Consider the following 24,824-nt stretch of genomic DNA (forward strand, 5'->3'; position numbering starts at 1 on the left):
CGTCGGGAACCGTCAGCCTCGCCCCTTCTTCGTCGACCAGAGCGCGAGCGCGATGAGCACCGGCTGGAAGAACAGCCGTACGAAGCGCTTCATGTCGGTGTCGAGTCCGAAGCCGTCGCGCTGGTGCATCCACTGAGACACGTTGCCGGGGAACACTGCGAGGAAGAACAGTGCAGCGACCTTTCCGACGAGGCTGCGGCGTCGTCCGGCGAACAGCAGCGCGGCGCCGAGGCCGACCTCGACGACACCCGATGCGACGACCGTCGTGTCCGGGTCGAGGGGCACGGATTCCGGCACCTGCGCGCGGAACTCCTCACGGGCGAACGTGAGGTGCGAGACGCCCGCGAACACGAGCGCGGATCCGAGGAAGAGGCGGCCGATGGTCCGTGCGGGAGACGACATGGTGCGAGTGTACGCGCCCGATCGGCCGTTCCGGGCGGCTCGCATCCGGTTGCCGGGGCGACGTACGGTGGAGTGATGATCGATTGGACCTCCTGGACCGGAACAGCCGTCGCTATCGCCATCGCTCTGCTCGCCGCCGTCATCGCCGTGGTGCTGACACGGCTCATCGCGACGATCGTGAGTCGCAAGGTCCCGTGGGTCGCCGACCTGGATCGCCGCATCCGCCGGGCCTGGGCCGCACTCTGCGCGGTCATCGCCCTGTGGATCGCCTGCGCGGTCTCGCAGCCCTTGGAGGAGCAGTGGTGGCCGGGGGTCGCGCGGCTCTTCCTCATCCTCACGATCCTCTTCGGCGCCTGGTTGATCGCAGCACTCGTGTCGTTCGGCTTCGAACGCCTCCTGCTGCGCAACGACGCCACGCTCATCGGGGCCGACATGCGCCGCCGCCGCACCCAGGTGATCGTGATCCATCGCCTGGTGCTGGTGCTCATCGGCGTCGCGGCCGTGGGGACCGCCCTGTTCACCTTCCCCGAACTGCGCGTCGTCGGGACCAGCCTTCTTGCATCCGCCGGAATCGTCAGCATCATCGCGGGCCTCGCCGCCCAGTCGATCTTCGGGAACCTCATCGCGGGCATCCAGATCGCCTTCACCGACGCGATCCGCGTCGGCGACGTGGTCGTCGTCGAGGACGAATGGGGCACGATCGGCGAGATCAACCTGTCGTACGTCGTCGTCTACATCTGGGACGAGCGCCGACTCGTCGTGCCGTGCAGCTACTTCACCACCAACCCGATCGAGACCTGGACCCGCCACTCGGACAAGATCCTCGGCACCGTCTACATGGACCTCGACTGGCGCGTCCCGATGGATGCCGTGCGCGAGAAGTTCCTCGAGATCGTCGAGGCCGCCCCCACCTGGGACGGCCGTTCCGCTGGCGCCGTCGTGACCGATTCGGTCGGCGGGCACGTCACGGTGCGGTTCGTGATGTCCGCGAAGGACTCCTCCGACCAGTGGGATCTGCGCTGCCACGTCCGCGAGAACATGATGGCCTGGCTGCAACAGGAGCATCCAGAGGCTCTGCCGCGGACGCGGGTGCTCGTCGACGCACCGGCGACGTAGCCGATCGCGACCACGGGGGCCGCAACGACCCTCTGCTAGCATCGTCCCGACCACACGGGTGCCCGAGCACGGGCTGAGATCTGGCTGATGCTGCCTGCGACCGTCGAACCTGTCCGGGTAATGCCGGCGTAGGAAGTAGGACCCCAGTGAGCACCCCCATCGGGGTGCGCGTTCCCGCGCACCCTCACGACGCCCGGCGTCAGACGATCTCGGGCAGCCGCGCGCGCAGTCGACGTGCGGACTCGGCCGGATCGTCCGCTTCGGTGATGGCGCGGACCACCACGATGCGCTGCGCCCCGGCATCCACGACCTCGTCGACCGTGTCGTGATCGATCCCTCCGATCGCGAACCACGGGCGCACGGCTCCGTCGCGCCGGTCGGCCTCGGCCGCCGCGCGCACGAGATCGAGCCCGACGCCCGGCCGGCCAGGCTTGGTCGGCGTGGCCCACACGGGGCCGACGCAGAAGTAGCCGAGATCGGCTTCAGCTCTGGCGGCGTGCAGCTGGGCGGTGTCGTGCGTCGAGAGGCCGAGAGCGACGGTGTCGCCGACGATCCGCCGCGCGCTCGGCCTGGGCAGGTCGCCCTGCCCGAGGTGCAGGACCGGGGATGCCGCGGTGGCGGCGATGTCGGCGCGATCGTTGACCGACCACAGTCGGTCATGGCGTTCGGCGATCGCGCGCAGGATGCTCAGGAACTCGAGCTCCTCAGCGGCCTCGAGCCGCTTGTCGCGCAGCTGGATGATGTCGACGCCGCCGGAGAAGGCAGCATCGACGAAGGCCGCGAAGTCTCCGCGGTCGCGGCGGGCATCGGTGCAGAGGTACAGCTGGGCATGGGCGAGGAGCACCCGGCGAGTGTATCGGCGTCTGCGGAGGTCGTCGTCATCGGCGGCGGGGTGATCGGCCTCGCGATCGCATGGGAGCTCGTGCGGGCCGGTCGGGACGTGCGGGTCGTCGACCCTGCGCCGACAGCGGGGGCGACGTATGCCGCAGCGGGCATGATCGCTCCGATCAGCGAGGAACGGCTCACCGAGCCGGCGCTGCACGCACTGGCGGTGGCCTCATCGCAGCGCTACCCCGAGTTCCTTCAGGGCGTTCCACGCGGTGGCGCGTGCGGATACGAGGAGGCCGCGACGCTGCTCGTCGCGGTCGACGACGCCGATCGCCGGATGCTGGACGATGTCGCCGCACGGCATCCGGATCAGGTCGAAACTCTCACGACGCGACAGGCCAGGCGCCTCGAACCGCTGCTGGGTCCGCGCGTTTCGGCGATCCGTCGGGTCCACGAGCATCGGGTGGACCCGCGGGCGCTCGTCGCGCGCCTGCGTGCGGCCCTGGGCGACCGGGTCATCGTCGCACGGGCCACCGGCATCCGGCATGCCGATCCGACGGATGCCGCCTCGCCGGCGACCGGCGTCGATCTCGCCGGCACCGGCTCGGTCGCAGCGCACGAGGTCGTGGTCGCTGCCGCGCTCGGCGCCGCGGAGTTGAGCGGGCTGCCGAACGCCGTGCACATGCGGCCCGTGCACGGCGACATCCTGCGCGCGAACGTACCCGCGCGGCTGCAGCCCTTTCTCGCGCATACCGTCCGCGCGCGCGTCCGGGGCGCGTCGGTGTATCTCGTGCGCCGCCTCGACGGGACTCTCGTGATCGGAGCGACGCAGCGCGAGCACGGTGGCGGCGAGGTCTCGGTCGGCGGCGTGTACGAGCTCCTCCGGGACGCAGCGACGGTCGTCCCCGCGGTCCTCGAGCTGTCGCTGCGCGAGGCCACGGCGCGTGCGCGTCCGGTGACCCCGGACAATGCGCCGCTGCTGGGGCGGCTCGCCCCCGGCCTGATCATGGCGACCGGTTTCGGGCGGCACGGCGTGATGCTCGCGCCGATCGCCGCTGCCGTGGTCGACGCGCTCGTCGCCGGAACCGGGACGCCGATGATTGATGCGTTCCGGCCTGATCGATTCGACACGGCACAGCTCTCTTCGTCCGCTCCTGCTCACCCGATCAACACCGTGGAGGCACCATGATCGACATCCTGCTCAACGGGGCACCGGCCCAGGCCGCCGGCACCGTGACCGACCTGATCGCCGACCTCACCGGCCGCGCGATCGGAGCGGACGGCATCGCGACAGACGGCTCACCGCTCGGCATCGCCGTCGCGGTCAACCAGGCCGTCGTTCCGCGCAGCCGGTGGAGCTCCGCCGCGCTGGCCGCGGGCGACGAGGTCGAGGTCCTCACGGCGGTGCAGGGTGGCTGACCTGATCGACGACCCGTTCGAGGTGGCCGGCGTCGCGCTCGGCTCACGGCTCATCATGGGCACCGGCGGTGCCGAGAACCTCGCCGACCTCGACGCCGCTCTCACGGCGAGCGGTACAGAGCTCACGACCGTCGCCGTCCGACGGTACGCACCAGGTGAAGGGGCGGCGCTGTATCCGATGATCGCGCAGCGCGGCATCCGGCTGCTGCCGAACACGGCCGGATGCTTCACCGCCCGCGAGGCCGTCCTCACGGCGGAGCTGGCCCGCGAGGCGTTCGAGACCGACTGGATCAAGCTCGAGGTGATCGCGGACGAAGACACCCTCCTGCCCGATGCCCTCGAACTCGTGGATGCGACCGAGCAACTGGTCCAGCGCGGGTTCCAGGTGTTCGCGTACACGAACGACGACCCGGCGCTCGCGCTCCGCCTCGAGCATCTCGGAGCCGCGGCTGTCATGCCGCTCGGAGCTCCCATCGGCACTGGCCTCGGCATCCTGAACCCGCACAACATCGAACTGATCGTCTCGCGCTCGTCGGTTCCCGTGGTGCTGGACGCCGGTATCGGCACCGCCTCGGATGCCGCGCTCGCCATGGAACTCGGCTGCGACGCCGTGCTCCTCGCGACCGCGATCACCCGGGCCGATCATCCGGACCGGATGGCCGCCGCGTTCCGCCACGCCGTGATCGGAGGACGTCTGGCTGCGCGCGCCGGACGGATCCCGCGCCGCGAGCACGCACTGGCGTCGTCGACCATGGCCGGCAGGCCGGACCTGTGAGCGGGGCACTGATCGCACCGGCCGCGCCGCTCGACGACGCGGCACGGTCGCGGTATGCGCGGCAGATCGCCCTGCCCGGTTTCGGCGAGCTCGGCCAGCGCCGACTCGCCGCTGCGCGCGTGCTCGTGATCGGTGCCGGAGGGCTTGGAACCCCCGTGCTCGCCGCGCTCGCGGCGGCGGGTGTGGGAACCATCGGGATCGTCGACGACGACGTGGTCGAGGTCGCGAACCTGCACCGTCAGCTGCTGCACGGAACGGGCGACGTCGGGCGGGCGAAGACCACATCGGCGCACGAGGCGATGTCCGAGATCAACCCGCACGTGCGGGTGCAGGAGCGCCGGGTCCGGCTGAGCGACAGGAACGCCGAGCGGATCCTGGCCGACTACGACGTCGTCGTCGACGGCTCGGACAACTTCGCGACGCGCTACCTCGTCGCGGATGCCGCCGAGCGGCTCGGCATCCCGACCGTGTGGGGTGCCGTGCTCGGGTACACCGGGCAGGTGAGCGTGTTCTGGCCGCCGCACGGTCCGAGCTATCGCGACCTGCATCCTGATGTTCCGGATGCCGCGGCGACGTGTGCGACCGGGGGAGTGCTCGGCATGGCGTGCCACGCGATCGGGGCCATGATGGCTGCCGAGACGGTCAAGCTCATCACCGGCGTCGGCGATGCGCTGCTCGGCCGAATCATGCTCCTCGACGCGCTGGATGCGACCTGGCGGACCTTCTCCGTCGTGCCGGATCCGAGTCGAACTGCCGGGCCGAACATGTCCCTGCTGGCGGATCGGAGTCCAACGATCGGGCAGGCGGGTGGCTCGGGATGCCGCGCGGGTGTCGGTGCGGGTGCGGGTGCCGGAGCGACCGCCGTGCTGCCGTCCGCGCTCGCCGCTGAGCTCGCGGGTGGGCGCGCGCCGATCGTGATCGACGTGCGCGAACCGCACGAGACGGACGGGATCCTCGCCGGTTCCCTGCGGATCCCGCTGGCAGAGGTCGCCGGGTCGCCGCCGAAGGCTCTCGCGCCGACGGATGCGGTCGTGCTCGTCTGCGCGTCGGGAGTGCGCGCCCAGCGCGCGGCTGGACTGCTCGTCGATCGTGGTTTCCGTGATGTGCGCTGGCTGACCGGGAGTGTCTCGGCCGTGCAGATCTGAGTGTCAGGCGGCCTCAGATCAGTCGGCGCAGCGCCTCTTCGAGCGAGATGCCCTGCGCGTCGGCGCGGTCGCGCAGGCGCGCGTGCTGCTCCGACGTGAGCGGGACGACGAGGTCGATCGCCTCGGCCGCCGGGGCGTCGAGCCCGGCCAGCAGATCGGATGCCTCGGCCCACAGTGGCGCGGCCAGTGACGCCGCCGCTGCGGGGGACGGCGCAGACGAGGCTGCGGCTGCCGCGACGCTCGACGCGGAGGAGACGGCGATGCGCGACGCCGAGGAAGGAGCGGTGTCGGGTCGTGCGCTCGCGGCGACGGCTGCCGAACCGGCGACGGCGTCCCTGGCATCCGATGCCAGCGTGAAACCCGGACCGCGGCGCGGCTCGACCTTCAGCTGGTAGGCCTTGGCCGCGGCGTTCGCCCGCTCGTCGGCCGCTTCGTTCAGTGCGTGGCCGGCGTGACCCTTGACCCACGAGAAGGAGACGTCGCGTCCGCGCATCGCCTCGTCCAGCGCCTCCATGAGGTCGCGGTTGAGCACGGGACCACCGTCGGACTTGCGCCAGCCGCGGCGCTTCCAGCCCGGCATCCACTTGGTGATCGAGTCGATGACGTACTTGCTGTCGCACTCGATCACGAGCTTCTCGTCCGTGCCGGCCGTCGCGCGCAGCAGCTCGAGCACCGCTTGCAACTCACCCTGGTTGTTGGTGCCGTGCGGGGAACCGCCCGCTGCCCAGTTCGCGTCGTCGATGTACCAGGCCCAGCCGTTCGGGCCGGGATTGCCCAGGGCGGAGCCGTCTGCGGCGGCGGTGATCGTCATCCTTCGAGCGTAGCCGCGCGGCGCCGGTGCCATTCTGCACGGTGCGATCAGAATCCCGGCGCGCCCTGCTCGGCGAGGAAGGCCTCCAGGCGGTCCCTGGCGTCGATCGCGGCGAACGAACGGCAGTCGTAGAGCGGCCGGCCCAGCTCGGCATCCCGGAATGCGTCGTAACCCAGGGCCGGGATCTCGAGAAGCAGCGCATCGAGGTACTGGGCGTCCGCGAGCTCCCAGCTGTTCGAGTGGAAGCAGCACTCGAAAGCCGAGATCGATCGCTCTTCGAGGGCGGTGTCCGCCTCGTGGATCGCCAGTGCGATGTCGACCGCGGTGTAGTCCGGCGTCGTCGGCACCAGGTCGACGTAGATCCGCTGGCACAGCCCTTCGCACGGCTTGGCATCGGCTCGGACGCTCGCCTCCAGGCCGTCCTGCACGTCGGAGACGCGCTCCGAGATCTGCCCCAGCGCCTCGTCGTCCAGCGACTCGGGGATGCCGAGGGCACCGCACCCCGTCAAGGCGACGGCCAGGCCGGGCAGGAGCAGGAGAGGCCGAATCGTGTCGCGGATCACAGGAACATCAGATCATGAACCGGCGCCACCGCAGGCGCGCCCTGCCCGCGGGCTACGGACCGACGACCCGGTCGACCGCCTCGCGGATGAGGGCGCGATCGGTCGGCGTCACATCCAGAGCGCTGTGGATGCTGACGCCCTCGATCAGCGCATCGAGCAGCTGCGCGGTCATCGGGTCGAAGTGGCGTTCGAGCACCACGCGGCTGCGGCTCATCCACGCGCCGGTCAGCTCCCGATAGCGCTGGTCGCGCGCCGCGAGCGTGTACAGCTCATGCGAGAGCACGAGCTCTCGGTGTCCGGCGAAGACGTCCTGCTGGATGAGATCGACCACGGCATCCTTCGCTTCCTCCCGGGTCATCTCGCGTCCGAGCCTGGCCTCGAAGCCGTCGGCGACCTCGTGCGAGAAGCGCGTGAAGGCCGCACGGAGCAGATCGTCCATTCCGTCGAAGTGATACGTCATCGACCCCAGCGGGACCCCTGCCGCCTCGGCCACGCGCCGGTGCGTCGTGCCGGCGACACCGCGTTCGGCGATGACGTCCAGGCACGCGTCGATGATGCGGTCCCGTCGTGCGGGGTCGTAACGGGGGTTCGTCGCCATCAGATGCTCCGGATGACCTTGGCCGGGTTGCCGACCGCGACGACGTCCGCCGGAATGTCCCTGGTCACGACGGATCCGGCGCCGATCACGCTGTTGTCGCCGATCGTGACGCCGGGGCACACGATGACGCCGCCGCCGAGCCACACGTTGTCGCCGATCGTGATCGGCTGCGCGGCCTCGAGCTTGTCACGTCGGGGCTGAGGATCGACCGGATGGGTCGGCGTGAGCAGCTGGACGTTCGGCCCGATCTGACAGTCGGCGCCGATCGTGATCTTCGCGACGTCGAGCGCCGTCAGGTTGAAGTTGATGAACGTGCGCGCACCGATCGAGATGTGCTCGCCGTAGTCGACGAACAGGGGAGGGCGGATCACGGCATCCGGGGCGAGATCCCCGATGAGATCCTGGAGCCAGCCGCGGGCGGCCGGATCGCCCGAGATCACCTGGCGGTGGTAGAGATCAGCCAGGCGCGCCGCGCGCGCCGACCGCTTCTCGATCTCGGGATCGTCGGCGATGTAGAGGTCGCCAGCCAGCATCCGCTCATGGTTCGTCCGAGGGTCACCGAGGAAGTAATCCTGCATGCGTACGAGTGTACACATGCAGATCGGTCAGGTGGTCGTCGGCGGCTCGCCGTCGCTGTGATCGGATGCTTCGGGCGACGGAGGCGCGACCGGGAAGACGATCGATTCGACGGAGGCGCCGAGGCCGATGCTCAGCGGATCGATGTCGCCGGAGGGGAGCACGTCCGCGGCATCCGACTCCACCGGCTCGCCGGGCAGAGCCGCCCACGTGCTCTTCTCCTCGGGGCGCTGCGAGAACATTCCCATGCGACCATTGTGCGCTCGATCGAGGGTCAGTAGTCCGCGATGACGATCTTCTTCTGCTGCATCATCGTGTCGTAGGCACCGGGCCGCGCCATGAGCTCGCCCATATTCGCGGGCACGATCTGCCAACTCACGCCGTAGCGGTCGGCGAGCCAGCCGCACTGCTCGGCTTCAGGCACCGCGCTGAGCGCCTCCCACAGCCGGTCGATCTCGGCCTGATCGGCGCAGCGCACTTCGAGCGAGACACCGTAGCCGAACGTGAAATCCTGCTCGACGGCCGAGTCCATCATCGCGAACGGCTGTTCGGCGAGCTGGAACTCGCCGAACATGACGTCGCCGGCGGCGGCCGGCCCGGTCGGTGCCGGATACTCGGCGATGAAGCCGAGGCGTGCGTCGTCGAACAGGGAGACGTAGAACTCGGCGGCCTCCTGCGCCTTGCCCTGCACCGGGCCCGCGAACATGAGCTGAGGGATGACGAAGGGCCGCGGCTCGCCCTCCGGGTCGGTCAGGATGAGCTGCCAGCTCACGCCGAAGCGGTCCTCGACCCACCCGTAGCGGCGACTGAACGGATACTCGCCGAGCTCCATCAGGACGCGACCCCCGCTCGACAGTCCCTCCCAGGTCTCGTCGAGCGCCCGTCTGGCCGCATCCGCATCGTCGTCGAACGCCAGTGGATCGAAGTTCAGCATGAACGAGATCGACGGATTCGGACGGAACGCGTCGTCCGCGTTGATGAGGGCGATCAGGTAGCCGTCGACGTCCAGATCGACCACGAGGGTCTCGCCGGCGAACTCCGCCTGCCAATCAGGAACCTCGTCGGGATAGCGCGCGCTCACCGTGGAACCCGTGTTCGGGAGCACCTCGCTGTAGAAGCCGCCCGCCTCGTCGGCGTTGCGGGTGAACCAGAGATTGGGGACGATCTTCTGCGCCATGACTTCTCCGTCGCTCGATGTGCTTCCAGAGTGCGCCAGCCGCGCCGTCGGTGCAAGGGCGTCTGCGTCGTCAGCCCGCGGATCGGACGGCGTCGACGAGTACTCGCCACGGACCGACGAGCTCGGGCTCCGGTAGCTGCCGTTCGAGTCGCTGCTGCGGCGTGTGCGCGCGGATGCTCCAGACGAACCGGTCGGCGCCGCGGGACGCTTCGCGACCGACCGCGGGATCGGATGCCGGAGTCGGAGTCGGTGTCGGTGTCGGAGTCGGTGTCGGTTCGGTGCGCGGGGCCGGTGCGGGGGCGGGGGCGACGTCGGGGTCCGTGCCCGGCTCGAGTCCAGGCGTTCCCTCCGATTCTTCGGCGCCATCCTGCTGCCCGGGCGCAGCGTCGTTCGGGGCGGATGCGGCCGGAGATGGGTCGTCCCACGGGCAGGCGTCAACCAGGACGAGCCATCGATCGGCGTCGTCGCTGGCGGCATCCACTGTCCATCGGCGTCGGCGACCGGCGAAGCCGCCGGTGCGCACGACGACGATCGTCACGATGTCATCGTGGTGCTGATCGCTCATCCTCGTACACGCCGACCGTCGTCCACGCCGTGCGGACGGCGGTCGTCACCTCCGATTCCTCACCGTACAACTCGGTCGCGGCATCCGCAGTGGCATCCGCGAACGTCCGGAAATCCGCCGTGCTCGACAGTCCGCCGGTCAGCGCGCGGTACCAGACCTGCCCCGCCCGCTCCCAGGCGTGGCCGCCCAGCTCCCGCGCCGTCAGCGCGAACGCGCGGTTCGGAATGCCCGAGTTGATGTGCACGCCGCCGTTGTCCTCCGTGGTGTTCACGAAGTCCCGCATGTGCGCGGGCTGCGGGTCCTTGCCGAGTTCGTCGTCGTCGTACGCCGTGCCCGGCTCGATCAGGGAACGCAGCGCGCGGCCCTGCACCTCGTCGGTGAAGATGCCCTCGCCGACCAGCCAGTCGGCCTGCTCCGAGGTCTCCCCGGCGGCGTGCTGTTCGGTCAGTGCCCCGATCACGTCGGCGATGGACTCGTTGAGCGCACCGGACTGCCCCTGGTACTCGAGGCCAGCAGTGTGCTGGATGACGCCGTGCGCGAGCTCATGACCGATCACCGACAGCGAGCCGGTGAAACCGCGGAACACCTCGCCGTCGCCGTCGCCGAACACCATGCGCTCGCCATCCCAGAAGGCGTTGTCATAGTCGACGCCGTAGTGCACGGTGGCATCCAACGGGGCGCCGGCATCGTCGAGCGAGTTGCGGGCGAAGGCGCTGAGCAGCAGCTCGAAAGTCGCGCCGAGACCGTCGAACGCCTCGTTCACCGCGGCATCCTCGACGGCGTCGTCGTCCTCGGAGCGCACGATGATGCCCGGAAGCGTCTCGGCGTTCTGCGCGTCGCTGATCGTGCGGTTCGGGGCGTCCGAGAGCTGGGCGACGAGCGAGCCGTCCGCGTCGATCGACAGATCGATGCGCCCGCGGAACGCGGGCCGGCCGGCGAGGAGCGTCTGCCGCGCGGCATCCGCAGCACGGGGGAACCGCCCCGATTCGGCGAGGCGTGCGAGCAGATAGGCGGGGACGATGCCGGGGGATGTTGTGCTCATGACAACGACCGTACGCCGGACCGGCGACATACAGGTGGCTCGCGTAAAATCGGCGCAATGACCGATGCCCCTGACCCCGTGCTGGACTCCGGCATCGACCCCGCCGACCTCGAGACGACGCTGCGCGTGCTCGGCGCTCTGCACGAGATCGATCAGGAGCACCCTGACTTCATCACCGTCCGGCGCGCGACGGCCACGATGTTCAAGGCGGCCAAGCGGGTGCGTCGCAAAGAGATCCGAGACGCGATCGCCGAAGCGGACAAGGCCGTCGTCGCCAACACCGCAACCGGAGCACCGGACCGCATCGACGACGAGACGCGGGGCATCCCGCTCGCAGCATCGACCGAGGCGCCAACCGCAGGAACCCTGCTCAAGCCGCGCAACTGCTACATCTGCAAGCAGCCGTACACGCAGGTCGACGCGTTCTACCACCAGCTCTGCCCCGACTGCGCACGCTTCAGCCATGCGCGTCGCGATGCGCGCACCGACCTCACCGGGCGCCGCGCTCTGCTCACCGGCGGGCGCGCCAAGATCGGCATGTACATCGCGCTGCGTCTGCTGCGTGACGGCGCGCACCTGACGATCACGACGCGGTTCCCGCGCGATGCCGTCCGCCGCTTCACCTCGCTGCCGGACTCGTCGGACTGGATCCACCGCCTGCGGATCGTCGGGATCGACCTGCGCGACCCTGCCCAGGTGATCGGCCTGGCCGATTCGGTCGCGGCGCAGGGTCCACTGGACATCCTCATCAACAACGCTGCCCAGACGGTGCGGCGCTCGCCGGGTGCGTACTCGCTGCTGGCGGATGCCGAGCTGCAGCCGCTGCCGGACGGACCGCTCCCCGAGATGGAGACCTTCGGACACACGGCCGACCCGCACCCCCAGGCGCTGCAGGCGTCGGTGGATGCTCATCCGCTGCTCTCGGTCGCCGCGCTCGCCGGGACCGTCGCCGAGCAGGGGGGACAGGCGCTCACCGCCGAAGAGCTCGCGAAGCTCGCCATGGCGCCGGGATCATCGTCGCTCGAGAAGCACGCGGACGGCACGGCGATCGATGCCGGCGGTCTCGTGCCGGACGTCAACCGCAGCAACAGCTGGGTGCAGTCGGTCGACCAGGTCGACCCGCTCGAGATGCTCGAGGTGCAACTGGCGAACACGACGGCCCCCTTCCTGCTGATCAGCCGGCTGCGGGCGTCGATGACGGCATCCGGGTTCGACAAGAAGTACATCGTCAACGTGTCCGCCATGGAGGGCCAGTTCTCGCGCCGATACAAGGGGCCGGGGCATCCGCACACGAACATGGCGAAAGCGGCGCTGAACATGCTCACGCGCACGAGCGCGGGGGAGATGTGGGAGACCGACCGCATCCTCATGACCGCGGTCGACACCGGCTGGATCACGGACGAGCGCCCGCACTACACCAAGGTGCGCCTCGCCGCGGAGGGCTTCCACGCTCCGCTCGACCTCGTGGACGGCGCCGCACGCGTGTACGACCCGATCGTGCAGGGCGAGGCGGGCAACGACCTCTACGGCGTCTTCCTCAAGGACTACAAGCCGAACCCCTGGTGACGTCTCCGCCATCGCTCGGGCGGCTCGCCGTGTCGGCTCGCCGTGTCGGCCCCCGTGGTGGCGTCACCCGCGTTCGCACCAGGCGGCGCTGTCCGGGAACGGATGCACGGCCCGGGAACGGATGCACGATGAATACCGGCATCCGGTCGTGCATGTGTTCCCGGATCGTGCAACTGTCCCGCCGGCGCGGCGAGACGCGCGGCATCCGGACCGCCCCGGTCAGTGCGCCTGCGCGCCCAGATTCGCCGATGCCCACCGGCCGAGCTGATCGAGGATGGGCAGCAGACCGCGGCCGCTCTCGCTGAGCTCGTAGGACACCGAGACGGGAGGGCCGGCGTCGACCGTGCGCACGACGAGCCCCGCCTGTGCGAGCTCGGACAGGCGGTCGGAGAGAACGGTGTCGCTGATGCCGTCGACGGCTCTGCGCAGTGCGGCGAACGAGGTCGCGCCGCCGCCGAGCGTGGCGACGATCATTCCGTTCCAGCGCTTTCCGAGCACGCTGAAGGCCAGAGTGACTGCGGCGTCGCAGATCTGGACGCTCACCTCGGTCTCGGCCATGACCACAGTCTAACGGTGCTAGTCTGTCCGCAGTCGCTAAGAAAAACAGAGCGACTACGAAAAGAGAAAGGACTGCCCCTCATGTCGCTGTTCCGTCTGGATGCCAGCATCCTGCCCGCGAGCTCCGCCAGCCGTTCGCTCGCCGACCTCGTCGAGGCCGAGTGGACCGCCGCGCACCCGGATTCGACCGTCACGCGTCGTGATCTGGCACTCGATCCCGTCCCGGCGACCGCCTGGGCCGATGCCGTCACCGGCGGCTTCGTCGACGCCGCACAGCGGACCGACGCGCAGAACGCCGCCCGCGAACTCGCGACGACGTTCGCCGACGAGCTCATCGGCGCCGACGCGCTGCTGTTCGCCGTCCCGCTCTACAACTACGGCGTCTCGCAGCACTTCAAGACCTGGTTCGACCTGGCCTACACCGACCCGCGCATCGACCCGGCCGGCACCGCGCTGAACGGCAAGCCTGCCACGCTCGTCACGGTCCTCGGCGGCAACTACGCCCCCGGCACCCCGAAGGAGGGCTGGGACCACTCCACCGCGTGGCTGCGGCGCGTCCTCGAAGACGTCTGGGGCCTCGACCTCCGCGTCGTCCAGCGCCCGTTCACCCTGGTGGGCGTGAACCCGGCGATGGATGCCTTCGCCGACGCCGCTCAGGAGCTGAAGCAGGCGGCGGAGGAGTCCGCCCGCACGTACGGTCGCGAGATCGCGGCGAAGCGCGGCGCCGCGGCCTGACATCCCCCTCGCGAGGACACCTGCACGATCGGGGCACGGATGCACGGTGGATTCCGGCATCCGGTCGTGCAGGTGTTCCCGCGTCGTGCAGGTGTACCAGCGGCCCGGAGCCGAGGCATCCACATGCCCCGCGTCAGATCAGGGCGCGCGGCAGCCAGACCGTGACGACGAGCCCTCCGCCGTCACGCGGCGACAGCACGAGTTCGCCGTCATGCGCCTCGGCGATCCGCCGCGCGATGGCGAGACCGAGTCCGACCCCGACGTGATCATCGGTCCGCGCGCGCTCGGCGCCGCGCTGGAACGGCTCTGTGAGCGTCTCGATCATCGCCGGCGAGAGCGGCGGTCCGGTGTTCTCGACCACGAGCGCGATCGCTCCGGGGAGCGCATGCGAGCGCGCCGCAACGGTTCCTCCGGCCGGGACGTTGTGCACGATCGCGTTGTGCACGAGGTTCGTGACCAGCTGCTGCAGCAGGGCAGGCGAGCCGATCACGGTCCCGGCATCCCCTCCGACATCGATCGTGACCCCGTGCCGGTCGGCCAGCGGAGCGAGAGTCTCGACCGCCTCCTCGCACAGCAGCGAGACCTCGACGCTCTCCCTGGCGAAGGCGCGCCGCTCGGCGCGGCTGAGAACCAGCAGCGCCTCGGTCAGCTCGATCGCACGGGCGTTCACCTGCTGCAACCGGTCGATCAGGGCGTCGACGTCGCGCTCGGGATCGGTGCGGGCCACCTCGAGCATCGTCTGCGAGATCGCCAGCGGCGTGCGCAGTTCGTGCGACGCGTTCGCAGCGAAACGCTGCTGCTCGGCGACATCGGCCTCGAGCCGATCGAGCATCGAGTCGAACACATCGGCGAGGTCGCGGAACTCGTCGCCCGGTCCTTCCATTCCGACGCGCTGCGACAGCGAACCCTGCGCGACGGCGCGGGCGACAGCTCCGATCCGATCCAGGGGGGCCAGCATCCGACCGGCCAGCCACCATCCGCCGCCGAGTCCGAGCCCCAGCAGCACGAGCATCACGAAGATCGCAGAGGGGATGAACGCCCGAGTCAGGTCGCCGCGATTGGGGAAGAAGTCGACGGCATCCGGTACATACCGCAGAAGGAATACAGCTACCGCGGCGAGCAGCAGCACGCCGGACGTCACGACGACGGCCGCGTAGCTGAGGGTGAGCTTGAGGCGGGCGCTCATGCCCCGCGGCCTAGGCATCGGCATCCGTTCCGATCCGGTAGCCGACGCCGGGGACCGTGACGATGAGCGCCGGATCACCTAGTCGCTTGCGCAGCGATGAGACGGTGATCCGGACGGCGTTCGTGAACGGATCGGCGTTCTCATCCCATGCGCGCTCGAGCAGCTCCTCGGCGCTCACGACCCCGCCGCCTGCGCCGACGAGCACCTCGAGTACCGCGAACTGCTTGCGGGTGAGCGACACGTACCGCTCGTCGCGGAACACCTCGCGTCGGAACGGGTCGAGTCGGAGCCCGGCGATCTCGAGCACGGGAGGTCGGACATGCGCGCGTCGGCGGTCCAGCGCACGCAGCCGCAGGATCAGTTCGCGCAGCTCGAACGGCTTCGTCAGATAGTCATCCGCGCCGAGCTCGAACCCGGACGCCTTGTCGTCGAGCCGGTCGGCCGCGGTCAGCATGAGGATCGGGATGCCGCTGCCCGACGCCACGATCCACTTCGCCACGTCATCGCCCGACGGGCCGGGGATGTCGCGATCGAGCACGGCGATGTCGTAGGCGTTGATGCTCAGCAGCTCGAGCGCGGTGTCGCCGTCGCCGGCGATGTCCGATGCGATCGCCTCGAGACGGAGGCCGTCTCGGACGGCTTCCGCGAGGTAGGGCTCGTCCTCGACGATCAGCACGCGCATTTCTGCATCCTACGCAGACGCGCATATCGGGAGCATATGAGAAATCGCATACGCCCCCGCAACACGTCGGTGCGTTCACTGGAGAGCATGAACGATCCTTCTGCGCGGCTCCGCATCCGTCGGCGTGCCGTCACCCTGTCCGCCGCCCTCGCCGTCGCCGCGGTCGCGACAGTCGTCGTGCTGCAGGCGATTCCGGGGGTGAACGGTGCCGTCGCAGTGGCGGACGATGCATCCGTCGACACCGTCGTGTTTCCGCCGGGCGCCGATGACGGATTCATCCCGGAGGACGCGCGACCGACCGTCTTCGACGACACCGTGCCGGCCGTGGCGAACCTCAACCCCGATCTTCTCGCCGCGCTCAGGGCGGCGGCCGAGCGCGCCGAGCGCGACGGCGTCGAGCTGCGCGTGAACGGCGGATGGCGGACCCCGCGCTACCAGCAGTGGCTGCTCGACAATGCGACCGCCGAGTACGGCTCGAAGGATGAGGCCGCGCGATGGGTGGCCACGCCGGATACCTCGGCCCACGTCACCGGAGACGCCGTCGACCTCGGCCCCGATTCGGCGCTGGATTGGCTCGCTCAGCACGGCACTCGGTTCGGTCTGTGCCAGATCTACGCGAACGAGCGCTGGCACTACGAGCTGCGAGCGGATGCCGAGGAGCAGGATTGCCCGGCGATGTACGGCGATCCCACCGATGACCCGCGGATGCGGTCATGAGCGCCGTGCTGCCGATGGCGCTCCCGGCGGGTGCCGCGGACGCCACGGGAACGGGTGACACAGTTGCACGACACGGGAACGGATGCACGACCGATTCCCGGGACGGAGCCGTGCAACTGTTCCCGAGTCGTGCAGCTGTACCGGGGGACCGGACCACGGCGACCACGGCTGCGCTCCCGATGACCGCTCCGACGCTGCGCCTGGCCCCCTCCGCCGTCGCCGCGAACCTCGCAACCATGCGCCGCGCCGCATCGTCCACGATCATGGCCGTCGTGAAGGCGGACGGATACGGCCACGGAGCCGTCGCCGTGGCTCGGGCGGCAGTGGCCGCCGGCGCCAGCTGGCTCGGCATCACAGACGTCGCTGAAGCCACCGCGCTCCGTGATGCCGGGCTGGACGTGCCGATCCTCTCGTGGCTGAACCCGGCCGGAGCGGATGCCGCGCTCGCCGCGAACCTGCGCGTCGACGTGGCCGTCGGCTCGGTCGACGAGCTGCGCGAGCTGATCGCCGGCAGCGCCGAAGCCGACCGTCCGGTCCGGGTGCACCTGCACGTGGACACCGGAATGGCGCGTGGTGGCAGTCCGCTGGCCGAATGGCCGCAGTTGCTTCGCGTGGCTCGAGAGGGCTGCGGCCGCATCGAAGTCGTCGGGGTCATGGGTCATCTCCCGCTCGCCGACCGTGCGGATCCGGCGGCGAACGCCCCGGCCGTGCTGCGCATGCGCCATGCCAGGGACGCCGCGCTGCGTGCGGGTTTCGGACCCCTCATCGTGCACCTCGGGGCGACGGCGGGGACGCTCACGGATCCGTCGACGCATTTCGATCTCGTCCGGATCGGCGCTGGACTGGTCGGGATCGACCCGTCCGGCACGGCCGAACTCGCGGGAGCCGGGACGTTCACGGCTCCGGTCGTGCACTCGGCGCGCGTCCCTGTCGGCACCCCGATCGGCTACGGACACGAGGCGGTCACGCGCACCGACACGCACCTCAGCATCATCGGGGTGGGGTACGCCGACGGCATCCCTCGCGAGCTCGCCCCCGAGGCGTGCGTCGCGATCGACGGGACGCGGCATCCGATCGTCGGACGCGTGTCGATGGATCAGATCGTCGTCGACACGGGTGCCGTCGCGATCGAACGCGGTCGGCGAGCGACCGTGTTCGGGTCGGCCGGCACCGCAGCACCCACGATCCAGGAGTGGGCCAGGTGGGCGGGAACCATCCCGCACACCATCGTCACCGGCATCGGTCCGCGTGTGAGAAGGAGCATCGGATGAATCAGCATGTCGTCGTCATCGGCGGGGGAGAGAATGCGGAGCACGACGTGTCGATCGCGTCTGCGGCCGGGGTGGTGCAGGCGCTGCGCGCACGCGGATGGGCAGTGGATGCGCTGACGATCGGCCGCGACGGAAGCTGGTGCTCGGAATCCGGTCCGCTGGGGTTCGGGGTGTCCGACTCGTTGGCCGCCGCGGTCGCACTTCTCGGGCGGGCGGATGCTGTATTCCCCGTCGTGCATGGAAGTCTCGGCGAGGACGGGGCGCTGGCAGCTCTGTGTGCGCTCGCGCACGCGCCGGTCGTGGGGTCGGGGCTGGGCGCCGGTGCGATCGGCATGGACAAGTGGGCGACCAAGCTGGTCGCCCAGGCGCTCGGCATCCGCGTGGCGCGGGGGCGGCTCGTCTCGGCATCCGATATCGGCGATGAGGAGTACGACGGTCCGGTGGTCGTGAAGCCGGTGTCTGCGGGGTCGAGCTTCGGGGTGTCCCTGGTCTCGGATGCCGGTGAGCTGCGCGAGGCGCTGCGCACCGCAGCCGAGTTCGATCGTCGGATCCTCGTCGAGGAGGTCGTGCGGGGGCGCGAGATCGACGTCGCCGTGCTGCGTGAGGCCGACGGAACGCGCTGGGCCGCGCCGCCGCTCGAGATCCGCACGAGCGGACTCTTCGACACCGCGACCAAGTACGACGGCTCGGCGCAGTTCACGGTGCCGGCTGCTCTGGATGCCGTCGAGCACGCGTCCCTGACGCAGGCGGCGCTGGCCATGTTCGATGCGCTCGGCTGTTCGGGCGTCGCGCGGATCGACTTCTTCCTCACACCGGAGGGACCCGTGCTCAACGAGGTGAACACGATGCCGGGGATGACCGCGGCCTCCCAGGTGCCGCGGATGTTCGCCGCGGCCGACGTCGGCTACGAGGACCTGGTGGGGCGCCTCGTGGCCGGAGCGCGCGTCCCGACGACGCGGTCGGTCGGCTCCGCCGTCTGACGGGCACGCTTGCACGATCTGGGTACGGATGCACGGGGGAATCCGGCATCCGGTCGTGCAGCTGTTCCCGGGTCGTGCAGGTGTCCCGGTAAGGACAGTGGCACGAAGGCCGGACTACAGCCGGTCGACCGCAGTCACCGTCACGACGGCCTCGCCTGCCTCATCCGAGGCGGCGAGGTCGATCGTCGCGGCGATGCCCCAGTCGTGGTCGCCTGCGGGGTCGTCGAGGATCTGGCGCACGGTCCACGCCTCACGGCCCTCGGTGATGAGGAGCAGCTTCGCGCTGCGGGCGTCAGGGCCGGTGAGGATCTCGTCGTGATCGGCGAAGTACCCGTCCAGCGCGGCATCCCATGCGGCGGCGCCGAAGTCCGCATCCAGCAGGGCGAGCGCGTCCACGTCCTCGCGGGCCGCGAGCTGGACGCGGCGGAACATCTCATTGCGCACCAGGATGCGGAACGCGCGCACGTTCGAGGTCAGGCGCTTGGGTGCCGGCGGGATGATCGGCTCGTCGCGCTTCGACAGCGCCTCTCCGAGGTCGACCATGCCGTTGTCGGTGCCGGCCCGCAGCTCCTCCCATTCGTCGAGCAGGCTCGAGTCGACCTGGCGGACGAGCTCTCCGAGCCACTCGATGAGGTCGCGGAGCTCCTCGGTCTTGAGATCTTCGGGAATCGTCTGGGATGCCGCGCGAAACGCATCGGACAGGTAGCGCAGGACCACGCCCTCGGAACGGGCGATCTTGTACTGGGCGACATATTCCCCGAACGACATGGCTCGCTCGTACATGTCGCGGACGACCGACTTCGGACGCAACTCGAAGTCGCGGATCCACGGCTGCGCCGCACTGTAGGTCTCGAAGGCGGCATCCAGCAGCTCCTGGAGCGGCTTCGGATATGTGATCTGCTCGAGAAGCTCCATGCGCTCCTCGTACTCGATCCCCTCCGCCTTCATCGACGCGACCGCCTCGCCCCGCGCCACGAACTCCTGCTGGCTGAGGATCGCCCGCGGGTCGTCCAGGGTGGACTCGACGATCGAGATCATGTCGAGTGCGTACTGCCCGGTCCCTGAGCCGACCGCCGGGTCAGGGTCGAGCAGCTCGAACGCCGCCAGGGCGAACGGCGAGAGGGGCTGGTTGAGGGCGAAGTTCGGCTGCAGGTCGACCGTGAGGCGGATGCCGTCGACGTCGTCCTCCACGACACCGGACTCCCGCAGGGTGCGGTAGATCCCCAGAGCGCGGATCGCGAGCACGCGCTGCCTGGCTCGGGGCTCGTGGTTGTCGAAGACGAGCGAGCGGATGTTGGCGAACACGTCGCCGCCGCGGGCGATGACGTTGAGCATCATCGCGCTGGTGATCTGCATGTGCGAGGTCAGCGTCTCCGGCTCGGCGGCGATGAGCTTCTGGAACGACGGCTCTCCCCAGGACACGAAGCCGTCCGGCGCCTTCTTGCGAATGATCTTGCGCTTCTTCTTCGGGTCGTCGCCGGCTTTCCGGACGGCGGCGATGTTCTCGGACTCGTGCTCCGGCGCCTGGGCGACGACGGTGCCGGCCGTGTCGAAGCCAGCGCGGCCTGCTCGGCCGGCGATCTGATGGAACTCGCGCGCGTTGAGCTGCCGCATTCGGGTGCCGTCGAACTTCGTCAGCGCCGTGAGCAGCACCGTGCGGATCGGGACGTTGATGCCTACACCGAGCGTGTCGGTTCCGCAGATGACGCGCAGGAGACCGCGCTGCGCGAGCTGCTCGACCAACCGGCGGTACTTCGGCAGCATCCCCGCGTGATGCACGCCGATGCCCGCGCGGAGGAAGCGCGAGAGCGTCTTGCCGAACGACGTCGTGAACCGGAAGTCCTTGATGAGCTCGGCGATCTCATCTCGCTGCTCCCGCGTGGCGATTTTCGTGCTCGACAGCGCCTGCGCTCGCTCCATGGCCGCGGCCTGCGAGAAGTGCACGACGTAGATGGGCGCCTGGCCGGTCGACAGCAGCTCCTCGACCGTCTCGTGGATCGGCGTGGTCTCGTAGTAGTAGTGCAGGGGCACCGGACGTTCGACTCCGGTGACCGTCGCCGTCTCGCGCGACGTTCGGCGGGTGAGGTCTTCCGCGAGGTCGGTCACGTCGCCGAGCGTCGCCGACATCAGGATGAACTGCGCCTGCGGCAGCTCGAGCAGCGGCACCTGCCAGGCCCAGCCGCGATCGGGATCGCCGTAGAAATGGAATTCGTCCATCACGACCTGGCCGACCGCGGCATCCGTCCCCTGGCGCAGCGACAGATTCGCGAGGATCTCCGCGGTGCAGCAGATGATGGGGGCATCCGCGTTGACGGCGGAGTCTCCGGTGACCATGCCGACGTTCTCCGGGCCGAAGACGTCCACGAGTGCGAAGAACTTCTCGCTGACGAGGGCCTTGATCGGAGCCGTGTAGTAGCTGCGGCGGCCGTCGACCAGAGCCGCGAAGTGCGCGCCGATCGCGACGAGAGACTTCCCGGTGCCCGTGGGCGTCGACAGGATCAGGTTGTTCCCCGAGACGATCTCGATGACGGACTCGTCCTGCGCCGGATACAGACGGATGCCGGTGGACTCGGCCCACTCGACGAACGCCAGGTACACGGCATCCGGATCGGAACCGTCCTGGACGAGGGAGGGATCGAGCCGCGGAGAGGAAGTCATGGTCCTTCGATCATCCCCTACCGGGACCGTGTCGCCGCCACGCTCCGCTACCACGGACTGCAGAGCGGTTCAACGGTCTGTGCTCATCGTGACTCGGCCTGAAGAGTCGACGCATGACCACCAACGACACCTTCACCCAGGCCACCACGACCGACGGCCAGGCGATCTGCGATCGTCTGGATGCGATTCACGCCGATCTGCAGACGCTCATCACCCAGCAGGGAACACACGGATTGGGGTGGAGCGGCGCCAAGACCACGACCGAAGAGGACGCACCGGGCGCGCCCGCGGTGTGAGCCGTCCTCAGCCCTCGCGTCGACGGACGATCTCGGCGATCCAGCTCGGCGCGAACGGCGACGTGCATCCCGGAGCCGTCGGATAGTCCGCCAGCACCTGCAGAGCGTCACCGATCGCCAGCGCACGGTCGCGCAGCTCGGGGTGGTAGATGCCGATCTGGGCAAGCGTCTCGTTCATCGCCCACTGCAGGCGCGACGGGGCATCCTTCATGTCGCGTTCGATCAGATCCAGCAGCACGGACAGGTCAAGTCCCTCCGGGGTCTTCGCGACGCGGACGCTGGTCAGCGACCAGGCCGCCGCGGCGACGGTCGGATCGGCATCGTCGAACCAGCGCAGCCGGAGCTCTTCCGCGTGCGGCGACTTCTTCGCGAGGTAGTTCACGAACCAGTCGTTGACCTTCGGAACCTCGGTTTCGCGGACCATCGCGTCGAGGTCGTCGGCGGAGAAGTCCTTCACCCGGCAGATCAGCATGGACAGCAGCCGCGGGGCGGTCTCGCCGGTCGCCCACAGCTGGATCGCGAGCTCCTGATCCGTCTTGATCCGCTTCGCGAGCGCACGCATCTGCGACAGATTGATCCCGTGGTCGTCGCCGCGCTTCTCGTTCGCGGCGCGCATCTTCGGGTCTTCGAGGGCGGCGAGATCGCCGAGGGCCTCATCCAAGCGGGTCATGCACTCAGCGTACGTCGGGCGCGTTCGTGCTGCGCGGCACCCGCATCGACCCACCGCCTATGGCAGGGTTGACGCAGGGATCAGACGTCGGAGGGGGCGGTTGTGAACAAGGTCTTTCAGCGATTCGTGGGGCTCGCGGTCATCGTCATCGTGCTGCTCGCGGCCGGGCTGCTGTGGTGGGGGATCGCGGCGACCGATCCGCCGACGCTGTGGGACCCGGCGCACCTCACGCTCGCCGGCGTCTGGCAGGTGATGTACAGCACCGAGCTGCCGAATCTCGCCGTGCTCGCGACGGCCCTCGGCATCGCGCTGGTGCTCGTGCTGTTCGTCGTCGTCAGCGAGCGGATCGTCGCGAGCCGGTACCGCCGCGCCGGGGTCGAGGTCACCAAGCTCACGCTCGCACCCCGCGCCGTCATGGAGCGCACCCGCGGAGTGTTCGCCGGAGAGGTCACGGTCACGGTGCTGATCCCGGCGTACAACGAGGAGGCGTCGATCGGGGAGACGCTGCGCTCGCTGCAGCAGCAGACCACGCCGCCGACGCGCGTGATCGTCGTGGCCGACAACTGCACGGACGGCACGGTGCGCGTCGCACGAGAGCACGGCGCGGATGTCTTCGAGACGGTCGGGAACACGCACAAGAAGGGCGGCGCGCTCAATCAGGCGCTCGCCGACCTGCTGCCGGTGCTCGGCGACAACGACACGGTCATGGTGATGGACGCCGACAGTCAGATCGGCGTCGGCTATCTCTCCGAGGCCGTCCGTCGCTTCACGGCCGACCGTGCGCTCATGTCGGTCGGCGGCCTCTTCGAGGGCGAGGAGGGCCACGGGCTGCTCGGACAGTTCCAGCGCAACGAGTACTTCCGCTATCAGCGCGAGATCCAGCGCCGTGACGGCCGCGTGTTCGTCCTCACCGGTACGGCTTCGGTCTTCCGTGCGTCCGCCCTGCGCGCCGTCGCCGAGGCCAGAGGCACGCAGCTCCCCGGCCGAACCGGCGACGTGTACGACACGTTCGCGCTCACCGAGGACAACGAGCTCACGATCGCGATCAAGTCGCTGGGCGGTCTGACGATCTCGCCGCGGGAGTGCAGCGTCGTCACCGAGCTCATGCCCTCCTGGCGGATGCTGTGGGCGCAGCGCCTGCGCTGGCAGCGCGGAGCCCTGGAGAACCTCGGAGCATACGGCGTCACGCCGCAGACGCTGCGCTACTGGGCTCAGCAGATCGGCATCGGCTACGGCGTGCTCGCGCTGTTCGCCTACTTCGCGCTCATCCTACTGATGATCGTCGCGATGGACACCTGGGTGTGGTTCCCGTTCTGGCTCGGGATCGGAGTCCTGTTCGCTGCCGAACGGGTCATCACGGTCTGGCGGGGCGGGTGGCGCGCCCGGATCGTCGCGGCTCTCGTGTTTCCCGAACTCGTCTACGACTGCTTCCTCAATCTCGCGTTCCTGAGGGGCGTGTTCGAGATCGCGTTCGGACGCAGCGCGACCTGGAAGCACGTCGAGCACGGCTCCGCGAAGGGGGCGACCGCATGATCCTGCTGGCGACGGATGCCGTGCGCACCGGATTCCTGCTGCCCGAGTCGATTCTCTACTCCGACTGGTTCAGCGTCTTCGCGACCTTCGTCGCGATCAACACCGTCATCTATGTCGTGCTCGGCATCATCAAGGTGCTGCCGAAGGTGCGCCGCCGCAGTCGGGGTGGCGCGAGCCGCAGGTCAGAGACCCGGAGCATCCACCCCGACGCTCCGGCGTAGGTCCTCGAGCGCGGTCGCCATCTGCGCGGCGCCGGTCGGCATGCCGAGGTGGAACCCCTGAGCGAGGTCGGCGCCGAGTTCGCGCGCCAGGTCGACGTGCTCGGGGTCCGATACGCCCTCCACGAGGACGCGCGCGTCGGCGGCCCTGGCCGCGTCGATCAGGGGGCGCAGCCGTGCGCGAGCATCCTCGTCCGTGCGCACCTCCCAGAAGAGTCCGCGGTCGATCTTGACGACGTCGGGGCGGAGGGTGGTGATGCGCGCCTCATCGGCGGATGCGGCGCCGGCGTCGTCGACGAGGAGCTGGCCGCCCAACTTCGTCACCAGTTCGCGGATGGTCGGCAGATGCGCCGGCGTCGCACCCTCGTACAGTTCGAGTCCCCATGGGCGATCGGATGCCGCCAGGATCGCGGACAGCTCGTCACGCAGCATCGTCGTTCCTGAGGCGTTCATGGTGATGAACAGGTCATCGGGCAGCGGCGTCGCCGCCTCGACGGCCATCGCGATCAGCTGCAGCTCGAATTCTTCGCGAACGCCCTGGCGTTCGGCTTCGGCCAGCAGCACCGGCGGGGGAGTTCCGTCGGCGAATCGGGCCAGTGCCTCGAAGCCGACGACCTTCCACGCGACCAGGTCGACGATGGGCTGGAAGACGATTCGAGCACCCAGGGCGTGGGGGGAGGCGAGGGGCTCGTGTTTCATCACGGTTCAGTGTAGACCTGCGGAAACGTCGTACTCTA

The 24,824-nt window shown here is 69.5% G+C and carries 29 protein-coding genes and 1 riboswitch; of the genes, 13 read left to right on the forward strand and 16 right to left on the reverse strand.

Annotated elements, in window-relative coordinates; all coding sequences use genetic code 11:
- Window positions 1-12: 12 nt before the first annotated feature.
- The gene (locus ACWAT3_RS10460; RefSeq protein ID WP_460798208.1) at window positions 13-402 is read right to left on the reverse strand and encodes a DoxX family protein; all 390 of its coding nucleotides are present in this window, start codon (window positions 400-402) and stop codon (window positions 13-15) included.
- A 75-nt stretch (window positions 403-477) separates the two neighbouring features.
- Here ACWAT3_RS10460 and ACWAT3_RS10465 point away from each other — a divergent pair, with 75 nt between their 5' ends.
- A complete protein-coding gene (locus ACWAT3_RS10465; RefSeq protein WP_460798209.1) occupies window positions 478-1,518 on the forward strand; it encodes a mechanosensitive ion channel family protein in 1,041 nt (346 codons plus the stop codon).
- A 44-nt stretch (window positions 1,519-1,562) separates the two neighbouring features.
- A riboswitch (TPP riboswitch) is annotated at window positions 1,563-1,670 on the forward strand.
- 47 nt (window positions 1,671-1,717) lie between these two features.
- Here the strand turns inward: ACWAT3_RS10465 and thiE are convergent.
- Entirely contained in the window at window positions 1,718-2,362 is a 645-nt protein-coding gene (gene thiE / locus ACWAT3_RS10470) for a thiamine phosphate synthase (RefSeq protein WP_460798211.1), read from the reverse strand.
- Between thiE and ACWAT3_RS10475 the strand changes: the two genes are divergently transcribed.
- The 4 genes from ACWAT3_RS10475 to ACWAT3_RS10490 are packed head-to-tail and all read left to right on the forward strand — an operon-like array spanning window position 2,348 to window position 5,685.
- A complete protein-coding gene (locus ACWAT3_RS10475) occupies window positions 2,348-3,535 on the forward strand; it encodes an FAD-dependent oxidoreductase (RefSeq protein WP_460798212.1) in 1,188 nt (395 codons plus the stop codon). The genes thiE and ACWAT3_RS10475 overlap by 15 nt on opposite strands.
- Window positions 3,532-3,765 (forward strand): sulfur carrier protein ThiS, encoded by a 234-nt coding sequence (gene thiS / locus ACWAT3_RS10480; RefSeq protein WP_460798214.1) that lies wholly within the window; start codon window positions 3,532-3,534, stop codon window positions 3,763-3,765. Before ACWAT3_RS10475 ends, thiS begins: the two co-directional genes overlap by 4 nt.
- A gap of 55 nt (window positions 3,766-3,820) precedes the next feature.
- On the forward strand, window positions 3,821-4,540 hold the full coding sequence (locus tag ACWAT3_RS10485; RefSeq protein WP_460798574.1) for a thiazole synthase: 720 nt from the start codon (window positions 3,821-3,823) through the stop codon (window positions 4,538-4,540).
- On the forward strand, window positions 4,537-5,685 hold the full coding sequence (locus tag ACWAT3_RS10490) for a ThiF family adenylyltransferase (RefSeq protein ID WP_460798216.1): 1,149 nt from the start codon (window positions 4,537-4,539) through the stop codon (window positions 5,683-5,685). The genes ACWAT3_RS10485 and ACWAT3_RS10490 overlap by 4 nt, the downstream gene beginning before the upstream one ends.
- A 13-nt stretch (window positions 5,686-5,698) precedes the next feature.
- On the opposite strand, the gene ACWAT3_RS10495 is transcribed toward ACWAT3_RS10490, so the two are convergent.
- From ACWAT3_RS10495 to ACWAT3_RS10530, 8 genes are all read right to left on the reverse strand, one after another.
- A complete protein-coding gene (locus ACWAT3_RS10495) occupies window positions 5,699-6,496 on the reverse strand; it encodes a ribonuclease H family protein (protein WP_460798218.1) in 798 nt (265 codons plus the stop codon).
- A gap of 47 nt (window positions 6,497-6,543) precedes the next feature.
- Window positions 6,544-7,059 (reverse strand): hypothetical protein, encoded by a 516-nt coding sequence (locus ACWAT3_RS10500; RefSeq protein ID WP_460798220.1) that lies wholly within the window; start codon window positions 7,057-7,059, stop codon window positions 6,544-6,546.
- 52 nt (window positions 7,060-7,111) lie between these two features.
- Window positions 7,112-7,657, reverse strand: a complete 546-nt coding sequence (locus tag ACWAT3_RS10505) for a TetR/AcrR family transcriptional regulator (protein ID WP_460798222.1) — start codon at window positions 7,655-7,657, stop codon at window positions 7,112-7,114.
- On the reverse strand, window positions 7,657-8,235 hold the full coding sequence (locus ACWAT3_RS10510; protein ID WP_460798223.1) for a sugar O-acetyltransferase: 579 nt from the start codon (window positions 8,233-8,235) through the stop codon (window positions 7,657-7,659). The genes ACWAT3_RS10505 and ACWAT3_RS10510 overlap by 1 nt, the downstream gene beginning before the upstream one ends.
- 27 nt (window positions 8,236-8,262) lie before the next feature.
- Window positions 8,263-8,481, reverse strand: a complete 219-nt coding sequence (locus ACWAT3_RS10515) for a hypothetical protein (RefSeq protein ID WP_460798225.1) — start codon at window positions 8,479-8,481, stop codon at window positions 8,263-8,265.
- A 26-nt stretch (window positions 8,482-8,507) separates the two neighbouring features.
- A complete protein-coding gene (locus ACWAT3_RS10520) occupies window positions 8,508-9,410 on the reverse strand; it encodes a VOC family protein (protein WP_460798227.1) in 903 nt (300 codons plus the stop codon).
- A 70-nt stretch (window positions 9,411-9,480) separates the two neighbouring features.
- Window positions 9,481-9,975: a hypothetical protein gene (locus ACWAT3_RS10525; protein ID WP_460798228.1), complete on the reverse strand. Its 495-nt coding sequence runs from the start codon at window positions 9,973-9,975 to the stop codon at window positions 9,481-9,483.
- Window positions 9,953-11,017, reverse strand: a complete 1,065-nt coding sequence (locus ACWAT3_RS10530) for a M4 family metallopeptidase (RefSeq protein ID WP_460798229.1) — start codon at window positions 11,015-11,017, stop codon at window positions 9,953-9,955. Before ACWAT3_RS10530 ends, ACWAT3_RS10525 begins: the two co-directional genes overlap by 23 nt.
- A gap of 57 nt (window positions 11,018-11,074) precedes the next feature.
- Between ACWAT3_RS10530 and ACWAT3_RS10535 the strand changes: the two genes are divergently transcribed.
- Complete coding sequence (locus ACWAT3_RS10535) at window positions 11,075-12,583, forward strand: SDR family NAD(P)-dependent oxidoreductase (protein WP_460798231.1); 1,509 nt, start codon at window positions 11,075-11,077, stop codon at window positions 12,581-12,583.
- A 219-nt stretch (window positions 12,584-12,802) separates the two neighbouring features.
- Here the strand turns inward: ACWAT3_RS10535 and ACWAT3_RS10540 are convergent, their stop codons facing one another.
- Complete coding sequence (locus ACWAT3_RS10540; protein ID WP_460798232.1) at window positions 12,803-13,141, reverse strand: winged helix-turn-helix transcriptional regulator; 339 nt, start codon at window positions 13,139-13,141, stop codon at window positions 12,803-12,805.
- 81 nt (window positions 13,142-13,222) lie between these two features.
- Between ACWAT3_RS10540 and ACWAT3_RS10545 the strand changes: the two genes are divergently transcribed.
- Entirely contained in the window at window positions 13,223-13,876 is a 654-nt protein-coding gene (locus ACWAT3_RS10545) for an FMN-dependent NADH-azoreductase (protein WP_460798233.1), read from the forward strand.
- Window positions 13,877-14,009: 133 nt separating this feature from the next.
- Here the strand turns inward: ACWAT3_RS10545 and ACWAT3_RS10550 are convergent, their stop codons facing one another.
- Both ACWAT3_RS10550 and ACWAT3_RS10555 read right to left on the reverse strand, forming a co-directional pair.
- On the reverse strand, window positions 14,010-15,062 hold the full coding sequence (locus ACWAT3_RS10550) for a sensor histidine kinase (protein WP_460798235.1): 1,053 nt from the start codon (window positions 15,060-15,062) through the stop codon (window positions 14,010-14,012).
- A gap of 10 nt (window positions 15,063-15,072) precedes the next feature.
- Window positions 15,073-15,744 carry a response regulator transcription factor gene (locus tag ACWAT3_RS10555; RefSeq protein ID WP_460798236.1) on the reverse strand — a complete coding sequence of 224 codons (672 nt, stop codon included), beginning with the start codon at window positions 15,742-15,744 and terminating at the stop codon, window positions 15,073-15,075.
- 87 nt (window positions 15,745-15,831) lie between these two features.
- Between ACWAT3_RS10555 and ACWAT3_RS10560 the strand changes: the two genes are divergently transcribed.
- The 3 genes from ACWAT3_RS10560 to ACWAT3_RS10570 are packed head-to-tail and all read left to right on the forward strand — an operon-like array spanning window position 15,832 to window position 18,712.
- Window positions 15,832-16,461, forward strand: a complete 630-nt coding sequence (locus tag ACWAT3_RS10560; RefSeq protein ID WP_460798238.1) for a M15 family metallopeptidase — start codon at window positions 15,832-15,834, stop codon at window positions 16,459-16,461.
- Complete coding sequence (alr, locus tag ACWAT3_RS10565; RefSeq protein WP_460798240.1) at window positions 16,458-17,732, forward strand: alanine racemase; 1,275 nt, start codon at window positions 16,458-16,460, stop codon at window positions 17,730-17,732. Before ACWAT3_RS10560 ends, alr begins: the two co-directional genes overlap by 4 nt.
- A complete protein-coding gene (locus tag ACWAT3_RS10570; RefSeq protein ID WP_460798242.1) occupies window positions 17,729-18,712 on the forward strand; it encodes a D-alanine--D-alanine ligase family protein in 984 nt (327 codons plus the stop codon). The genes alr and ACWAT3_RS10570 overlap by 4 nt, the downstream gene beginning before the upstream one ends.
- Before the next feature lie 114 nt (window positions 18,713-18,826).
- Here the strand turns inward: ACWAT3_RS10570 and ACWAT3_RS10575 are convergent, their stop codons facing one another.
- A complete protein-coding gene (locus ACWAT3_RS10575; protein WP_460798244.1) occupies window positions 18,827-21,370 on the reverse strand; it encodes a DEAD/DEAH box helicase in 2,544 nt (847 codons plus the stop codon).
- Between the two features lie 113 nt (window positions 21,371-21,483).
- Here ACWAT3_RS10575 and ACWAT3_RS10580 point away from each other — a divergent pair, with 113 nt between their 5' ends.
- Window positions 21,484-21,666: a hypothetical protein gene (locus tag ACWAT3_RS10580; protein WP_460798246.1), complete on the forward strand. Its 183-nt coding sequence runs from the start codon at window positions 21,484-21,486 to the stop codon at window positions 21,664-21,666.
- Between the two features lie 7 nt (window positions 21,667-21,673).
- On the opposite strand, the gene ACWAT3_RS10585 is transcribed toward ACWAT3_RS10580, so the two are convergent.
- Window positions 21,674-22,336 carry a DNA alkylation repair protein gene (locus ACWAT3_RS10585; protein WP_460798248.1) on the reverse strand — a complete coding sequence of 221 codons (663 nt, stop codon included), beginning with the start codon at window positions 22,334-22,336 and terminating at the stop codon, window positions 21,674-21,676.
- 102 nt (window positions 22,337-22,438) lie between these two features.
- On the opposite strand from ACWAT3_RS10585, the gene ACWAT3_RS10590 reads away from it, so the two are divergent.
- Window positions 22,439-23,869 carry a glycosyltransferase family 2 protein gene (locus tag ACWAT3_RS10590; protein WP_460798250.1) on the forward strand — a complete coding sequence of 477 codons (1,431 nt, stop codon included), beginning with the start codon at window positions 22,439-22,441 and terminating at the stop codon, window positions 23,867-23,869.
- Window positions 23,866-24,090 (forward strand): hypothetical protein, encoded by a 225-nt coding sequence (locus ACWAT3_RS10595; protein ID WP_460798252.1) that lies wholly within the window; start codon window positions 23,866-23,868, stop codon window positions 24,088-24,090. The genes ACWAT3_RS10590 and ACWAT3_RS10595 overlap by 4 nt, the downstream gene beginning before the upstream one ends.
- Here the strand turns inward: ACWAT3_RS10595 and ACWAT3_RS10600 are convergent.
- The gene (locus ACWAT3_RS10600) at window positions 24,052-24,786 is read right to left on the reverse strand and encodes an EAL domain-containing protein (RefSeq protein WP_460798253.1); all 735 of its coding nucleotides are present in this window, start codon (window positions 24,784-24,786) and stop codon (window positions 24,052-24,054) included. The two genes, ACWAT3_RS10595 and ACWAT3_RS10600, sit on opposite strands and share 39 nt — an antisense overlap.
- Window positions 24,787-24,824 lie beyond the last annotated feature (38 nt).

The sequence above is a fragment of the Microbacterium sp. GXF0217 genome (assembly GCF_054798195.1).

Bases quoted from the DNA above. Each gene is read 5' to 3' on its own strand.
- ACWAT3_RS10460 (WP_460798208.1), bottom strand. From the start codon at position 402: ATGTCGTCTCCCGCACGGACCATCGGCCGCCTCTTCCTCGGATCCGCG.
- ACWAT3_RS10465 (WP_460798209.1), top strand. From the start codon at position 478: ATGATCGATTGGACCTCCTGGACCGGAACAGCCGTCGCTATCGCCATC.
- ACWAT3_RS10475 (WP_460798212.1), top strand. From the start codon at position 2,348: ATGGGCGAGGAGCACCCGGCGAGTGTATCGGCGTCTGCGGAGGTCGTC.
- thiS (WP_460798214.1), top strand. From the start codon at position 3,532: ATGATCGACATCCTGCTCAACGGGGCACCGGCCCAGGCCGCCGGCACC.
- ACWAT3_RS10485 (WP_460798574.1), top strand. From the start codon at position 3,821: ATGGGCACCGGCGGTGCCGAGAACCTCGCCGACCTCGACGCCGCTCTC.
- ACWAT3_RS10495 (WP_460798218.1), bottom strand. From the start codon at position 6,496: ATGACGATCACCGCCGCCGCAGACGGCTCCGCCCTGGGCAATCCCGGC.
- ACWAT3_RS10505 (WP_460798222.1), bottom strand. From the start codon at position 7,657: ATGGCGACGAACCCCCGTTACGACCCCGCACGACGGGACCGCATCATC.
- ACWAT3_RS10510 (WP_460798223.1), bottom strand. From the start codon at position 8,235: ATGCAGGATTACTTCCTCGGTGACCCTCGGACGAACCATGAGCGGATG.
- ACWAT3_RS10515 (WP_460798225.1), bottom strand. From the start codon at position 8,481: ATGGGAATGTTCTCGCAGCGCCCCGAGGAGAAGAGCACGTGGGCGGCT.
- ACWAT3_RS10520 (WP_460798227.1), bottom strand. From the start codon at position 9,410: ATGGCGCAGAAGATCGTCCCCAATCTCTGGTTCACCCGCAACGCCGAC.
- ACWAT3_RS10525 (WP_460798228.1), bottom strand. From the start codon at position 9,975: ATGAGCGATCAGCACCACGATGACATCGTGACGATCGTCGTCGTGCGC.
- ACWAT3_RS10530 (WP_460798229.1), bottom strand. From the start codon at position 11,017: ATGAGCACAACATCCCCCGGCATCGTCCCCGCCTATCTGCTCGCACGC.
- ACWAT3_RS10535 (WP_460798231.1), top strand. From the start codon at position 11,075: ATGACCGATGCCCCTGACCCCGTGCTGGACTCCGGCATCGACCCCGCC.
- ACWAT3_RS10540 (WP_460798232.1), bottom strand. From the start codon at position 13,141: ATGGCCGAGACCGAGGTGAGCGTCCAGATCTGCGACGCCGCAGTCACT.
- ACWAT3_RS10545 (WP_460798233.1), top strand. From the start codon at position 13,223: ATGTCGCTGTTCCGTCTGGATGCCAGCATCCTGCCCGCGAGCTCCGCC.
- ACWAT3_RS10550 (WP_460798235.1), bottom strand. From the start codon at position 15,062: ATGAGCGCCCGCCTCAAGCTCACCCTCAGCTACGCGGCCGTCGTCGTG.
- ACWAT3_RS10555 (WP_460798236.1), bottom strand. From the start codon at position 15,744: ATGCGCGTGCTGATCGTCGAGGACGAGCCCTACCTCGCGGAAGCCGTC.
- ACWAT3_RS10560 (WP_460798238.1), top strand. From the start codon at position 15,832: ATGAACGATCCTTCTGCGCGGCTCCGCATCCGTCGGCGTGCCGTCACC.
- alr (WP_460798240.1), top strand. From the start codon at position 16,458: ATGAGCGCCGTGCTGCCGATGGCGCTCCCGGCGGGTGCCGCGGACGCC.
- ACWAT3_RS10570 (WP_460798242.1), top strand. From the start codon at position 17,729: ATGAATCAGCATGTCGTCGTCATCGGCGGGGGAGAGAATGCGGAGCAC.
- ACWAT3_RS10575 (WP_460798244.1), bottom strand. From the start codon at position 21,370: ATGACTTCCTCTCCGCGGCTCGATCCCTCCCTCGTCCAGGACGGTTCC.
- ACWAT3_RS10580 (WP_460798246.1), top strand. From the start codon at position 21,484: ATGACCACCAACGACACCTTCACCCAGGCCACCACGACCGACGGCCAG.
- ACWAT3_RS10585 (WP_460798248.1), bottom strand. From the start codon at position 22,336: ATGACCCGCTTGGATGAGGCCCTCGGCGATCTCGCCGCCCTCGAAGAC.
- ACWAT3_RS10595 (WP_460798252.1), top strand. From the start codon at position 23,866: ATGATCCTGCTGGCGACGGATGCCGTGCGCACCGGATTCCTGCTGCCC.
- ACWAT3_RS10600 (WP_460798253.1), bottom strand. From the start codon at position 24,786: ATGAAACACGAGCCCCTCGCCTCCCCCCACGCCCTGGGTGCTCGAATC.